The following is a 14,126-nucleotide window of genomic DNA, read 5'->3' on the forward strand; positions in this document are numbered from 1 at the left end:
GTTCTCGTTCTGCGCTGCGGCCTCAAAAACAAAAAAGGCGGCCCCCGGGAAAACGAGGCGCCGTCTTTTCGTCATGAACGGCGACGCCATACAATGCGTCGCCTCGAATTTATACTATTTCTTGATAAAAAGCATTACCATGGTTTACTGGGCGCTGCCTCGACGATTTTCGCCGGCTATTTTGCGCCGTCATCCGTCCCCCACTCCACCAACACCGTTCCCCACGATAAGCCAACGCCGAAACCGGACAACAGGACCTTCATGCCCGCTTTCAGCCGCCCCTGCTCCGCGCATTCCCCCAGCGCGATCGGAATCGTCGAAGAGACCGTGTTCCCCTTGTCTTCAAGGTTGATCACGAACTTGTCCTCGGGGAACCGCATTTCGTCGCGCACTTGCTCCAGCAGAAGCCGGGACGCTTGATGGAAAACGATCAGGTCAAGATCCTCTTTTCTGACGCCGGCGCGCTCCAGGCAACGCTGCACCGAACCGGGAACTTCTCTCAAGGAGAACTCGAGCACCTTGCGGCCGTCCATGAGCACATTTTCCTGGCTATGCGCATTGCCGAAGCGGTTCACCCGCTCTGCGGCCGTGCTTTCCGAACGGGGCAGCGCCGTCTCCCCCGCTTCGATGATGATATCACGAAGCCCCGAGCCGTCGGTCCCGAGATCGAAACCGGTGACGCGATCGCGCCCGCTGACTTCCAGGAGCGTCGCCGTATAGCCGTCGCCGAAAATGGTGCGGATCGCCTTGTCCTGCTTGTTGACATAGCGCGTCACCTGATCGCCGGTGATCAGCAGCACGCGGTCGGCAATTCCGGCAGCGATACAGCCCTTGGCGATGGAAAGGCCGTACACGTAACCGGAACAGCCCAGTTCGTAGTCCACGGCGCCGCAGCTTTTCCGCAGCCCCAGCTTGTGATGAACCACGCACGCAGTGGCAGGCGCGATGTAATCGCGGGCCTCGCAGCAGACCACCAGCATGTCGATGCTGTCGCGGGAAACTGCCGGATGTTCGGCAAAGAACTTCTCGCCCGCCAAGGCCAGATAGTGGGACACCGGCTTGTCGGCGTCGGCAATATGGCGCCTGACGATGCCGGTTTTCTTATAAATTTTTTCGGGCGTCCACGTGCCGAATTCCCTGACCAGATCCTCGTTGGTCTCGAACCGTTCCGGCAGGCACCAGGAAATCCCTCCGATTGACATACCTCTGTTCATACGCTCACTTCCTCCTCTATCATAAAACGTTTCCGCCGCACAGACTTTATGACTTGGTTTTAATGGCTAGTAATAAATTTTAACTGATGCGGGGGCATTTCGCAACGCCATCTTAATTACATAATCCAACCGAGACTCTTTCGTCGGCACGGATCCCCAGTTTCGTACCGCGGCACAAGAGAAACATTTTCATTGACAGGGCACGACAATTCTGCTACCGTTCTGGCCATACGAATTCGCCGTTTTTCCCGCGGCGTTTCCAATTTCGAGAAAAGAGGCGTCCTACGGTGGAATCACGGATAGAAGGACAGGCAGAAGAAAAGAAGCTCGGGCTTTTTTCGATCTTCATGATGATCTTCAAGATCAGCGCCTTTACGCTCGGCGGCGGCGCCGTGCTCATCGGCCTGATCCAGGAAGCGGTGAACCGCACGGGAGTCGTCCCCGAAGAAAAAACGGCCGACATGCTGGCGCTTTCGCTGGCCGCCCCCGGCGCGATGGGCATCAGCATGTCCTACCAGGCGGGGCTGGCGCTCGGCGGCCCCGCCGGCGCGGCGGCGGCCGTGTTTGGCATGGCGCTGCCGCCCTTCATCGCTATTCTCGTGCTCTCCAGCTGGCTGCTGGCGCACATGGGCTCGGGCTACATTTCCGCGTTCTTCAGCGGCGCCACGGCCGCCCTGGTGGTCGTGCTCGGGGCCATCGTCTGGAAGCTGGGCAAGAAGAACGCTCTCGTCAGCGTCAAGGACACGGTCATCTGCCTGCTGGTCGCCGCCGCGGTGCTGGTCTTCAAGGTCTCCGCGGTGTGGGGACTGATCGGCGGCACGATCGTCACGCTGATCGTCAACCTGCTTCTCGAGAAAGAAGGGGAAAAGGCATGACGGATCTGATCGTCCTGTTTTTCATCTTCGCCAAGGTCAGTCTGCTCACCTTCGGCGGCGGCCTGGCGTCGCTGCCGTTCCTTTACGAGGTCTTCGTCACCGAAAGAGCCTGGCTGACAGCCGGCGTGTTCAGCGAGACCGTCGCGCTCGCGCAGATGACGCCCGGCCCCATCATTCTCAATTCGGCCACGCTCCTGGGATACCGTTTTGCCGGTCTCGCCGGCTCCATCACCGGCACGGTGGCCGTCGTCGTCGCGCCGCTGCTGGTGGTGATGGCGCTGGTGTGGATCTTCGAGAACGCTTCCGGCACGGCGCGTCTCTGGGTCGACCGCATCCGCGTCGCCATGCGCCCCGTCGTGGTAGGGCTGCTGGCCGTGGCGCTGTGGACGGTGGCGCTGCCCGTGCTCCATCGCCGCGAGCTCTGGGCCTTTGCGGGACTGAGCGCCGCGCTCTACTTCGCCGTGCCGTTCCTGCGCAAGTATCCGCAGATTCTGCTGTTCGGCATGGCGCTGCTGGCCGTCGTCCTTTACGCCCTCGGCATGACGTCGCTCGCCGCGGCGTAACCTTTCGAAAAACTGCTCTCGCTTGAGAGACACGTGACGCGCGCTTAAAAACGTCCCGCTGAAAAGGCCGTTCGCACGCCGGGAAATCGTCCCGGTGCGCGAACGGCCTTTTGTCCTTTCGGTGTCTTCTCACGCCATCCGCTTTCGCGAAAGAGACGTAAACGATTTTACAATCTCTTTACGTGCCCAATATTTTCCCCTGACAAAACGGCGTTATCCTCGAGGCACAAAATCGAAAGGAAAGAGGAGATAAAAAATGAGTGGAAAGAAAGTGGCGGCAGTTGTTCTGGCTATGAGCGTAAGCTGCGCGGCGGCGTTTGCCGCAACGAAAAGCGAGATCAGCGTCATTTCCCGCGAAGAAGGATCCGGCACGCGAGGAGCGTTCATCGAGCTCTTCGGCGTGCAGCAGAAAGACGCCGGCGGCAAAAAGGTCGACATGACGACCGACAACGCCGACATCACCAACAGCACCTCGGTCATGATGACGATGGTGGCCGGCAATCCCAGCGCCATCGGCTACGCGTCGATGGGCTCGCTCAAAAAAGCGGATGTAAAAGCTCTGGCCATCGGCGGCGCGGCGGCTACGGTCGAAAATATCCGCACGGGCGATTACAAGATCGCGCGTCCGTTCAACGTCGCTGCGAAAGGACAGCTCCGCCCCGCCGCGCAAGCTTTCCTCAACTTCATCATGAGCGCTCAGGGGCAGAAAGTCGTCGCCGATAACGGCTATATCGCCGTCAATGAAAAAGCGGTTCCTTTCGCCGCCAAGCGCGTTGTGGGCAAGGTGGTCGTCGCCGGTTCGTCCAGCATCACGCCAATCATGGAAAAGCTCAAGGAAGCCTATCTGCTTGTGAACCCCGCCGCCGAGATCGAAGTGCAGATGAGCGACTCCACGACCGGCATGACCTCGGCCATCTCCGGCATCTGCGACCTCGGCATGGCTTCGCGCGGCCTCAAGGAAAGCGAGCTGAAAGCCGGCCTGACTCCGATCGTGATCGCTATGGACGGCATCGCCGTGATCGTCAACAAGGCCAACGAGCTGGAGGGGCTGACCGTGGAACAGGTTCGCGATATCTATACGGGCAAAACCGAAAACTGGGAAGCTTTGAAATAAAACGATGACTCAGGCCAAAGAGAACGCTGCGAAGTGGATTTTCGCCGCGGCGGCGACGGCGTCGGTAATCGCCGTAGCGCTGATCTGCGTCTTCCTCTTCGCGGGCGGCATTCCCGGAATAATGAAGATCGGCGTCTGGGAGTTCCTTTCGGGAACTCGCTGGCGGCCGGGAAACGATATCTACGGAATCCTGCCCATGATTCTCGGATCGCTGTACGTCACCGCGGGAGCGCTGCTTATCGGCGCTCCCGCCGGTTTATTGACGGCCGTCTATCTGTCGCGTTTCGCCTCGCCGCGCATGACGCGCATCCTGCGTCCGGCCGTCTCGCTGCTGGCGGGAATCCCGTCGGTCGTGTACGGATTCTGGGGCGTAACGACGATCGTACCGCTGATCCGCCGGTATTTCGGCGGCAGCGGTTCAAGTTTGCTGGCGGCGGCGCTGCTTCTGGGCATCATGATCCTGCCGACGATTATCGCCGTCAGCGAGGCGGCCCTGAACGCCGTGCCCCAGAGTTATTACGAGGGAGCGCTGGCGCTCGGGGCCACCCACGAACGCGCCGTGTTCAGCGTCGTGCTTCGCGCCGCCCGTTCCGGCGTGATCGCGGCGATGATCCTCGGCGTCGGACGCGCCGTCGGCGAGGCTATGGCAGTCATGATGGTCGCCGGCAACCGCGCCGTGATCCCCACAAGCCTGTTCCGCGGCGTACGCACGCTGACGAGCAACATCGTCATGGAAATGGGTTACGCCGCCGACCTGCACCGCGAGGCGCTGATCGCGACGGGTGTCGTGCTTTTCGCGTTCATTCTGACCGTCAATCTCACCTTTTCCCTGCTGCGAAGGAGGTCACAGGCGTGACAATAAACCGCTTGAAATCGCTGCTGACGAAATGCCTCGTTTACGCCGCCTCGCTCTTTACCGTCGCCGTGCTGCTGGTCATCGTCGCGGATATCCTGCGCCACGGCGTCCCACACCTGACACCGGATCTTTTCGCATGGAAGTACGATTCCGTCAACGTTTCGTTGACGCCGGCGCTGATCAACACGCTGTCAATGACGCTGCTGGCGCTTCTCGCCGCCGTTCCGGCCGGTCTTGGAGCCGCTATCTACCTGGCGGAGTACGCCGCGCGCGGGCGCTTTTTCGTGAAAGCGGTTCGCATCACGGCGGAAACGCTGTCGGGCATCCCCTCCATTATTTACGGGCTGTTCGGGCTGCTCTTTTTCGTCACGGCCTGCCGCATGGGCATCTCGCTGCTGGCGGGAGCGATGACGCTGGCGATGATGATTCTGCCGCTGGTCATGCGCACGGCGGAAGAAGCGCTGCGGGCCGTGCCCGACAGTTATCGCGAGGCCAGCTTCGGTCTCGGCGCGGGACGTCTGCGCACGGTGTTTTGCGTCGTGCTTCCGTCGGCTGTTCCCGGAATTCTCGCCGGCGTTATTCTCAGCATCGGACGCATCGTCGGCGAGACGGCGGCGCTGATTTACACGGCGGGTACAGTCGCCGAGGTTGCCTGCAGCGTTTTCGATTCGTCGCGCACGCTCGCCGTACACATGTACACGTTGTCCAGCGAAGGTTTGTACATGAACCAGACTTATGCCACCGCCGTTATGCTGCTGATCATCACCGCCGGCATCAACGCATTGTCCTCTTTTGCAGCAAGGAGATTCGTCCATGGCTCGGTTTGACGTCGAAAATCTCAATCTGCATTATGATAAATTCCACGCGCTGAAAAACGTTTCCCTTTCCATTCCCGAACGTCGGATCACGGCGTTCATCGGCCCTTCCGGCTGCGGCAAGAGCACGCTGATGAAAACTTTAAACCGTATGAACGATCTGGTTGAAGGCTGCCGAATCACCGGCAAAGTGCTTCTCGACGGCGAGGATATTTACGATACAATGGAGACGACGACGCTGCGCAAGCGCGTGGGCATGGTCTTTCAAAAGCCCAACCCTTTTCCGATGAGCGTTTTCGACAACGTCGCCTACGGGCCGCGCACTCACGGCGTTCGCAGCCGCGCCCGCCTCGAAGCCGTGGTCGAGAAATCCCTCCGCGACGCCGCCATCTGGGACGAACTGAAAGACCGTCTCAGATCCAGCGCGCTTGGCCTTTCCGGCGGCCAGCAGCAGCGCCTCTGCATCGCCCGGGCTTTGGCGGTGGAACCGGAGGTGCTGCTGATGGACGAGTCCACCAGCGCCCTCGACCCGCTTTCCACAGCCAGGATCGAAGATCTCGTCACGACGCTGAAGGAAAAATACACGATCGTCATGGTGACGCACAACATGCAGCAGGCGGCGCGCGTCTCGGACACAACGGCGTTTTTCCTGCTCGGAGAGATCGTCGAGTACGACGAGACCGATCGCCTCTTTTCCAATCCTCGGGACAAGCGGACCGAAGATTACATTACGGGAAGGTTTGGTTAAAATGAGAAGCCGATTTGACAAGCAGCTGAACCAGCTCAACAACAATCTGCTGGAAATGGGAGCCCTGACGGAACAGGCGATCGAAAGCGCCGTCCGGGCGCTGTCCGAGCAGGACGAGAACGCCGCCAGAGGGGCGATCGAGCTTGAACGGGAAATCGATTCTCAGGAGCGCGCCGTCGAGTCGCTCTGTCTCAAACTCCTGCTCGAACAGCAGCCCGTCGCCGGAGATCTGCGTCTGATCTCCGCGGCGCTGAAAATGATCACCGATCTGGAACGCATCGGCGACCAGGCGGCGGATATCGCGGAAATCATCCTGCGCCTGCGCGGGCAGAGTTACATCAAACCGCTGATTCATTTGCCGCAGATGGCCGCCAGGACCATCGAAATGGTTACCGGCAGCATCGACGCCTTCGTGCAGAAAGATCTCGAAAAAACGAAGAGCATCTTCGAGCTCGACGATCTGGTCGACGAACTTTTCCGCATCGTCAAGAACGAGCTGGTGGAACTGATCCGCAAAGACGCCTCCTGCAGCGAGCAGGCCATCGACCTGCTCATGATCGCCAAGTATTTCGAGCGGATCGGCGACCACGCGCAAAACATCGCCGAATGGGTGGAGTTCTCCCTCACGGGCGTCCATAAAAACGGAGAGAAAGAATGATCTATTACGTTGAAGATGATTCGGGCATCCGCGAACTGGTGGTCTACACGCTCAACCAGACGGGGCTCGAAGCCCGCGGCTTTGCGGAAAGTCAGGCGTTCTACGCCGCCTGCGCCGAACGGAAGCCCGATCTGATCCTGCTCGACATCATGCTGCCGCGCGAGGACGGCCTGAGCATCCTCAAACGCATCCGTCAGGACGCTTCGCTGAAAAGCGTCCCGACGGTCATGGTCACCGCCAAAGGTTCCGAATACGATAAGGTGCGGGGACTCGACCTGGGCGCCGACGATTACATCGCCAAACCTTTCGGCATGATGGAGCTGGTGGCGCGGGTCAAAGCCCGCCTCCGTGCGGCAGGCGGAGAAAAGGACGCATCCGTCCTCAGCTGCGGCGCGCTGAAACTGGACAGCCGGCGCCACGAAGTTACGGCCGGCGGCCGCCCGGTCGCGCTGACGTTGAAAGAATTCACCCTGCTGGAACTGCTGATGCGGCATCCCGGCGTGGCCTTCACGCGCGAACAGCTTCTGGAACGCAACTGGGATTACAGTTACGAGGGCGGCACGCGCACCGTGGACGTGCACGTCCAGACGCTGCGCGGCAAACTCGGCGACTGCGCTGCGCTGATCCAGACGGTGCGCGGCGTGGGATACAAACTGGGAGGTTGACGAATGCAGCGGCGAATTTTTTGGAGCATTTTTCTCACCGCGCTGGCCGCAGTCTTCATCGTCGGGCTGTTTACGGCCCGGGCCTCCTACAAAAGCATCGACGCGCGCGCGGCCGAAGAGCTCCGCGCCGAAGCCCGATCCGCGGCCGCGACGCTGCCGCTTCTGCGCAACGCCGAAGAATATCTGAGCGCGCTGCCCGACAGCCGCCGCGTCACGCTCATCTCCGCCGACGGGCAGGTCCTTTACGACAATCACGCGCCCAGCGGCGCAATGGAAAATCACCGCGCCCGCCCCGAGGTACAGGAAGCGCTTCGCGACGGCCGCGGCGAAAGCTATCGCTATTCAAACACGCTCACGGAAAAAACGCATTACTGCGCCGTCCGCTTGGACGACGGGCGTATTCTGCGCGTCGCCGTCACCCGCGGCACGATCGCCGGACTGGCGCGCCGTCTCATGTTGCCGCTTTCTCTCGCCGCAGCCCTGACCGCGCTGCTGGCGCTGTTTCTTTCGCGCGCTCTGGCCCGCGGCATCACCGCTCCGATCAGCCAGCTCAACCTCGCCGAGCCGCTGGAAAACGACGCTTACGACGAGCTGACGCCGCTTCTGCTCCGCCTTGAAAATCAGAACGAGACGCTGCGCAGCCAGCTTGACGAACTGGAAAACCAACGCCGCGAACTGGCCGCCATCACGGAAAACATGCGCGAAGGGCTGCTCCACATCGACAAAGAAGGAACGGTGCTGGCCATCAATCGTAGCGCCGCGAGAATTTTCGCGGTCGATCCCGCTCAATACGTCGGTCAGAATATCCTCCTCGTCAGCCGCAGCGCCGAACTGCACAGCGTCGTTCAGGCCGCGCAGGCGGGGCGCAGCGGCGAAGCGCTGCTCGAGGTCAACGGCCGCGTTTATCGTCTTCTCTCCACGCCCGTGACCGTCGCCGGCGAACAAAAACAAGCGGGCATGGTCGTGCTGCTGCTCGACGTCACGGCCCGCCAGCAGGCGGAACGACAGCGCCGGGAATTCACCGCCAACGTGTCGCACGAACTGCGCACGCCGCTCACATCCATCGCCGGTTACTCCGAAATCATGGCCTCGGGACTCGCCAAACCGGAAGACCTGCGCGGCTTCGCCGAAAAAATCCACGGCGAAGCCAGCCGCCTGATCGCGCTGGTCAACGACATCATGGAGCTGTCGAAGCTCGACGAGAAAGCGGCTCTGCCGCCCCGAGAAAACGTCGACCTCTTCGAGCTCTGCGAAAAAATTTTGTCGCGACTCGCCCCTTCGGCCGAAGCGCGAAACGTGCTGATCGAACTGACAGGCTGTCATGCCTGCGTTTGGGGCATTCGTCCCCTGCTCGACGAGATGGCGTTCAACCTGATCGAAAACGCCGTCAAGTACAACAGAGAGGGAGGCTCCGTTCTCGTCGACGTTGCCGAAGGGAACGAAAACGTCGCGCTGACCGTGCAGGACACGGGCATCGGCATCCCGCCGGAACATCAGGATCGCGTCTTCGAGCGTTTCTACCGCGTGGACAAGAGCCACAGCAAGGAAACCGGCGGCACCGGCCTGGGGCTGGCCATCGTCAAACACGCCGCCGCGGTTCACGGCGCGTCCGTGGAGCTGACCAGCACGCCCGGTTCGGGCAGCCGTTTCACCGTGATTTTCGACAAAGAATTTCACGGGTTCGCCTAGGAAAAAGCGAATGGGGAAGCCGGAGCGTCCGGCTTCTCCATTCGCTTTTTTATAAAACGGCGCGTTCCATGCCGCGGCGCACGGCTTCCCACAGCGCCAGAGTCCGTTCGTCCCGCAGCGGCGGGGCGGGCAGCTCGGCGCGCGCGAAGACTTTCATGAAGATCTCGCTGTCGCCGTCCGGCCTCCAGCGGCGCGCGACGCCGCAGCGGAAAAATCCGAGGGCGCGCAGCCTCTCGCGATCTTCCGCGCTCGGCGGCGGCATAAAAAGCTCCAACGTTTTGCCTTCGCGGCACAGCCGTTCGAGAGCGTCGAACAGTCCGCGCCCGACGCGGGCGGCGTCGATCCTTTGTGTCAGCGCGCCGTCTGCCGCCGCATACGCCGCGGTCAGCGAGCCGTTTTCGTTCAGTCCGCCGCGAACGGGCTCCAACTCTTTGAACAAAAAGGTCTGGGCGGCGCGCGCCTCCGCGGCCGGTTCCGCCGCCGTCAGCGCGAATCCGCCCCCGGCCAGCAACCGGTTGGACGGACTGTTCGCTTCGATCTGGGCGTAAACGGCGTCGGCCAGATCCCGTTCGAACAGCAGCCGTTCGCCCAGTTCCTCCATGGCGCGCGCCAGCCCCAGCCCGCGCGCTTCGGGCGCGACCATGCGGCGGTAGGTGCGGAACAGCCGACAGTTGGAACTTCCTTCGGCGCGGAATCCCGTCATGCCCGCAAGGCGTCCGCCCCGGCGCGCCGCGACGAGGAACAGACCGTCGTCGACCATGCGCGCGATCGCCGACGGCTCGTAAAAGCGCCGGTCATAGTTTTCTCCGTACACCGACCGTACCAGAGCGGGGATCTCGCGCTCGTCGCCCGCCCGGAACGGCATGATCTCCGTTTCGCCGCGCGTCATCCTCATCCGGCCGCTCCCTTTCTTTTTTACGGCTCCGTCGCCAGTCTTTTCACGACCAGCGAGTTCCAGTTCAGCAGCGTCAGAAGCCGTTTCGCCGCGGCGGCGGTCTGCTCCTCCGAGCCGCCGCGCAGTACGATCTCGGCGTCGGAAGTGATCCCCGCGCGTTTGAGCCGCGCGGCGGCATCGGAGCTTTCGAGCTGAGCCGGCGTCAGAAAGACTTCGTAAGCCGCCGTCTGTCCGCCCCCCGGAGACGCGCCGCGCAAATCCACGACGAAGAAGTCCTTCCGTCCGGCGCGCTCCGCCACGTACCGCGCCGCGACCGTTTCGACGTTTTCCATTTTCCGCATTTTCACGGCGTGGTCGGCGCGCCACCCGAAGCCCATGAAAACGCCCGCGACGGCCATCAGGAACACGCTCTTTCTCATGGTGCGCTCATCCCTTCGCAAAAACTGGGTTTATTGTACAGAAAAGAGCGCGCGTGCGCAAACCGTTTTCGCCGTAAAATTTCCGCAAAAAAAGATCGTTCGGAACGGGCTCGATTCCGAACGATCGTTTCTATTCGACGGTGACGCTCTTTGCCAGGTTGCGCGGCTGATCGATGTCGCAGCCGCGCAGCAGCGCGGATTCGTAAGCGAAGATCTGCAGCGGCAGAACCGTCAGGAAAGGCGTCAATTCGGCTTCGGTCGCCGGCACCTTGATCGTCCCCGCCACATCGTTCACGTCGGGGACGTTTTCCGTGGTGACGATGATCACCGGCGCCTTTCTGGCGCGCGTTTCCTCCACGTTGGAAAGCGTCTTTTCCAGCAGCTCGTCCGCCGGGGCGACGACGACGACCGGAAGTTCTTCATCGAGCAGAGCGATGGGACCGTGTTTCATCTCCCCGGCGGCATACGCCTCCGCATGAACGTAGGAGATCTCTTTCAGCTTCAAAGCGCCTTCCATGGCCACCGGATACGAGACGCCTCTTCCCAGGAACAGAAAATCCCGCGCTGTGCCGAACTTGCGGGCCAAAGAGCGGATGACGTCTTTCAAAAGCAGCGTCTGTTCGACCTTGTACGGCAGATCCTTCATCGCTTCGGCGAGGCGCTCTTCGTCCGCGCCGGGCAGTTCGCCGCGAAGTTTGGCCAGATACAGCCCGGCCAAAATCAGCACCGCCATCTGCGCCGTGAACGTCTTCGTCGCCGCCACGCCGATTTCGATGCCGGCGTTCAGGCGGATCACGTCGTCCACTTCGCGCGCGATCGACGAATTGGGCGCGTTGGTCGCGGCGACGGTGTAGGCGCCCAACGCCTTTACATGCCGAAGCGCCTCGAGCGTGTCGAGCGTTTCTCCCGACTGGGACACGAAAACCGCCATGGTATCCCCGCCGGCTCTAAGCGGCCGGTAACGGTATTCGGAAGCGATGTCGACGCGGATGTCGACCTTCAGATATTTCTCCAACACCCGCTGCGCGACGGTCGCGGCATAGAAGGACGTGCCGCAGGCGACGAGATCCAGCCGCTTGAATGCCCTGGCTTTTTCAGGCGTGATCCCCCATTCGCCGCTGAGGTCGATCAGGTCGCTTGCGGTGCGGCCAAAAAGCGCGCGACGCAGGACGGAGCCCTGCTCGTTGATTTCTTTCAACATGAAATGCGGGTAACCGGCTTTGTCGATCATCGCCGCGTCCACGTCTACGGAAACAGTGCGGCGCTGATGCGCCACGCCGTCAAGATCCCAGAACTCGGCGCCCGACGTGCTCAGACGACAGATCTCGCCTTCGTTCAAAAAGATCACTTTGTCCGCATGCTCGACGATCGCCGGCACGTCCGACGCGCAATACGCTTCGCCGTTTCCCAGCGCGACGACCAGCGGCGCGCCTTTTCTCACGCAGTAGAGCTCGTTCGGACGGTCGCCGAAAACAAGCACAAAGGCAAACGCTCCGCGGCACTTCTTGAAAAGCCGGCACAGAGCTTTGACAGGCTCTCCGTCATAGAGCCGGGCAAGAAGCTGCGCCGCAACTTCCGTATCCGTCTCCGAGCTGAAGTGCACGTTCCGGGCGACGAGTTCGTCGCGAAGTTCCTTATAGTTTTCGATGATTCCATTATGGACGAGAACCACCGAATGCTTTTCATCGGTATGAGGATGGGCGTTCGCCGTCGTCACGCCGCCATGAGTGGCCCAACGGGTATGCCCGATGCCCACGTTTCCCTTCAGCCCGTCGGCGCCGACAAGTTCTTTGAGCTTCGCCACCTTGCCCACGGTTTTGACCGTCTTGAAGACGCCCTTCTCGCAGACGGCAATTCCCGCAGAGTCGTAGCCGCGATATTCAAGGCGCTCCAGCCCTTGAACGATAATCTCGCAGGCATTCTTGCCGCCGACATAACCAACAATTCCACACATACTGAGCAACCTCCTCAGCATTGAAGGGCCTCTGCCGTTTGTATCCGGGTCGCCCCGGGGTTTTGTGACAGAGGTTCATGGCTCCCCTTCGCCCGCCACGAAAGCATCCGCCGAATGGTTCGATCGCTTTCGTCCTCGTCGACTGTCGCCGCTGAATGAGAAACGGTTCAGTCCTGGCGCTTCCGCTCGTACGCTCCTCCCGGCGTTTATCTTATCACAAAAACGGGGAGGATTGAACCGTACGGTTCAGTCCTCCCCATGCGACGAGCGCGGCGAACTCTAAAGAGCGCGGATCATCGCGCCGAACTTCTTCGACAGCGACGCGAGCGTACCGCGGTCCTTGCATTCCACCAGCAGACGGATCAGCGGTTCCGTCCCCGAAGAACGCAAAAATACGCGGCCGTTCGTCCCCAACTCGCGATTCGTCTGTTCGATGGCATTTCTCAAGTCCGCGTCCTGCATAACCTTATCCCGGTCCGAGACGGTGATGTTCGTCAATTCCTGCGGGAACGGATCGAAACGTTCCGCCAGCGTTTCAGGCACTTCCCCCAACTCGCGGCACGCGCGCAGGAAAGCGAAGCCCGTGCAGAGTCCGTCGCCCGTCCTCACGTAATGGTCGATGATCACGTGCCCGGATTGTTCGCCGCCCAGTCCGGAAGCCGTGCTTTTCATCATGTCAAGGACATACCGGTCGCCCACGGCACAGCGGAAAACCTGAATTCCCTCCTTGCGCAGGTGATTTTCCAGAATGCCGTTGCTCATCACCGTCGCGACGACGCCGCTGCCGAGAATGCCTTCTCGCTGCAGCCAGCGCGCCAGGACCCAGAGCACGATGTCGCCGTTGATGACCGCGCCCCGCCGGTCGACCAGCAGGACGCGATCGGCGTCTCCGTCGTAAGCGATGCCGACGTCGGCGTCATTTGCCCGCACCGCCTCGGTCAAAGCCTCCAAATGCATGACGCCGTTTTTCTCGTTGATGTTCAGTCCGTCGGGTTCGGCGCCAATCAGCACGCTCTCGCACTCAAGCTTTTGCGCGATCAGCGGAATGACTGTCGAAGCGGCGCCGTTGGCGCAGTCGAAGACGACTTTCATGCCGGCAAGGCGATCGCTGTCGAGGACCTGGAGCACGCGGTCGGCGTACATGATCGCAAAGCCTTCTTCCGAAGCCATCTCGCCGATGGAAGCTCCGGACGGACGCCAGTCGTCGATCAGGTCGTCCCCGAGATAGTCCTCGATCTCCAGCTCTTCGCTGTCGCGCAGCTTTTGTCCCTCGCCGCTGAGAAATTTGATGCCGTTGTATTCCGGCGGATTATGGGAAGCGCTGATGACCGCTCCGCCCTGCGCCTTGAAGAAAAGGACGCCGTAGCTTACGGCCGGCGTCGGGATGACGCCCAGCAAAATAACCTCGGCTCCCGCCGACATCATCCCCGCCACAAGCGCCGATTCCAGCATTCTGCCCGAACGCCGCGTGTCGCGCCCGACCACGATCTTGGGACGCGGCGTGCCGCGCTGAATCAAAAACAGGACATACGCCCTCCCCAGACGGAGCGCCATTTCCGGAGTCATAGATCCCCTGTTGGCAATGTCGCGCACCCCATCGGTGCCGAACAGACAGCGGCAACGCGGCGCCGATGTGCTTTTAACATCCATTCGTTTTTCCT

Annotated in this window: 14 protein-coding genes; 9 read left to right on the top strand and 5 right to left on the bottom strand. The window is 61.2% G+C overall.

The window, feature by feature from the left end; genetic code table 11:
- Window positions 1–176: 176 nt before the first annotated feature.
- Window positions 177–1,214, bottom strand: coding sequence for a 3-oxoacyl-ACP synthase III family protein (locus B0D78_RS01000; RefSeq protein ID WP_078015125.1), 1,038 nt, complete (start codon window positions 1,212–1,214; stop codon window positions 177–179).
- A 287-nt stretch (window positions 1,215–1,501) separates the two neighbouring features.
- Between B0D78_RS01000 and B0D78_RS01005 the strand changes: the two genes are divergently transcribed.
- The 9 genes from B0D78_RS01005 (at window position 1,502) to B0D78_RS01045 (ending at window position 9,197) form a co-directional block, all read left to right on the top strand.
- Window positions 1,502–2,089: a chromate transporter gene (locus B0D78_RS01005; protein WP_078015126.1), complete on the top strand. Its 588-nt coding sequence runs from the start codon at window positions 1,502–1,504 to the stop codon at window positions 2,087–2,089.
- The gene (locus tag B0D78_RS01010) at window positions 2,086–2,652 is read left to right on the top strand and encodes a chromate transporter (RefSeq protein WP_199674628.1); all 567 of its coding nucleotides are present in this window, start codon (window positions 2,086–2,088) and stop codon (window positions 2,650–2,652) included. The genes B0D78_RS01005 and B0D78_RS01010 overlap by 4 nt, the downstream gene beginning before the upstream one ends.
- Before the next feature lie 256 nt (window positions 2,653–2,908).
- Window positions 2,909–3,766, top strand: coding sequence for a substrate-binding domain-containing protein (locus B0D78_RS01015; RefSeq protein WP_078015127.1), 858 nt, complete (start codon window positions 2,909–2,911; stop codon window positions 3,764–3,766).
- A 4-nt stretch (window positions 3,767–3,770) separates the two neighbouring features.
- The gene (pstC, locus tag B0D78_RS01020; RefSeq protein ID WP_078015128.1) at window positions 3,771–4,622 is read left to right on the top strand and encodes a phosphate ABC transporter permease subunit PstC; all 852 of its coding nucleotides are present in this window, start codon (window positions 3,771–3,773) and stop codon (window positions 4,620–4,622) included.
- Window positions 4,619–5,449, top strand: coding sequence for a phosphate ABC transporter permease PstA (gene pstA / locus B0D78_RS01025; protein ID WP_205948236.1), 831 nt, complete (start codon window positions 4,619–4,621; stop codon window positions 5,447–5,449). Before pstC ends, pstA begins: the two co-directional genes overlap by 4 nt.
- Window positions 5,436–6,185 (top strand): phosphate ABC transporter ATP-binding protein PstB, encoded by a 750-nt coding sequence (gene pstB / locus B0D78_RS01030; protein ID WP_078015129.1) that lies wholly within the window; start codon window positions 5,436–5,438, stop codon window positions 6,183–6,185. Before pstA ends, pstB begins: the two co-directional genes overlap by 14 nt.
- Window position 6,186: 1 nt before the next feature.
- Entirely contained in the window at window positions 6,187–6,843 is a 657-nt protein-coding gene (gene phoU, locus B0D78_RS01035) for a phosphate signaling complex protein PhoU (protein ID WP_078015130.1), read from the top strand.
- Window positions 6,840–7,508: a winged helix-turn-helix domain-containing protein gene (locus B0D78_RS01040; protein ID WP_078015131.1), complete on the top strand. Its 669-nt coding sequence runs from the start codon at window positions 6,840–6,842 to the stop codon at window positions 7,506–7,508. The genes phoU and B0D78_RS01040 overlap by 4 nt, the downstream gene beginning before the upstream one ends.
- Before the next feature lie 3 nt (window positions 7,509–7,511).
- Window positions 7,512–9,197: a sensor histidine kinase gene (locus B0D78_RS01045; RefSeq protein WP_078015132.1), complete on the top strand. Its 1,686-nt coding sequence runs from the start codon at window positions 7,512–7,514 to the stop codon at window positions 9,195–9,197.
- A gap of 49 nt (window positions 9,198–9,246) precedes the next feature.
- Here B0D78_RS01045 and B0D78_RS01050 read toward each other — a convergent pair whose 3' ends face one another.
- The 4 genes from B0D78_RS01050 to glmM all read right to left on the bottom strand — a co-directional run bounded on the left by B0D78_RS01050 (window position 9,247) and on the right by glmM (window position 14,115).
- Window positions 9,247–10,092, bottom strand: a complete 846-nt coding sequence (locus tag B0D78_RS01050; RefSeq protein ID WP_078015133.1) for a GNAT family N-acetyltransferase — start codon at window positions 10,090–10,092, stop codon at window positions 9,247–9,249.
- A gap of 20 nt (window positions 10,093–10,112) precedes the next feature.
- Entirely contained in the window at window positions 10,113–10,511 is a 399-nt protein-coding gene (locus B0D78_RS01055) for a hypothetical protein (RefSeq protein WP_078015134.1), read from the bottom strand.
- Between the two features lie 130 nt (window positions 10,512–10,641).
- Entirely contained in the window at window positions 10,642–12,465 is a 1,824-nt protein-coding gene (glmS, locus tag B0D78_RS01060) for a glutamine--fructose-6-phosphate transaminase (isomerizing) (protein WP_078015135.1), read from the bottom strand.
- A 279-nt stretch (window positions 12,466–12,744) separates the two neighbouring features.
- Window positions 12,745–14,115 (bottom strand): phosphoglucosamine mutase, encoded by a 1,371-nt coding sequence (gene glmM, locus B0D78_RS01065; protein ID WP_078015136.1) that lies wholly within the window; start codon window positions 14,113–14,115, stop codon window positions 12,745–12,747.
- Between the last annotated feature and the right edge of the window lie 11 nt (window positions 14,116–14,126).

The organism is Pyramidobacter sp. C12-8, from assembly GCF_002007215.1.
Taxonomy (GTDB): Bacteria; Synergistota; Synergistia; order Synergistales; family Dethiosulfovibrionaceae; genus Pyramidobacter.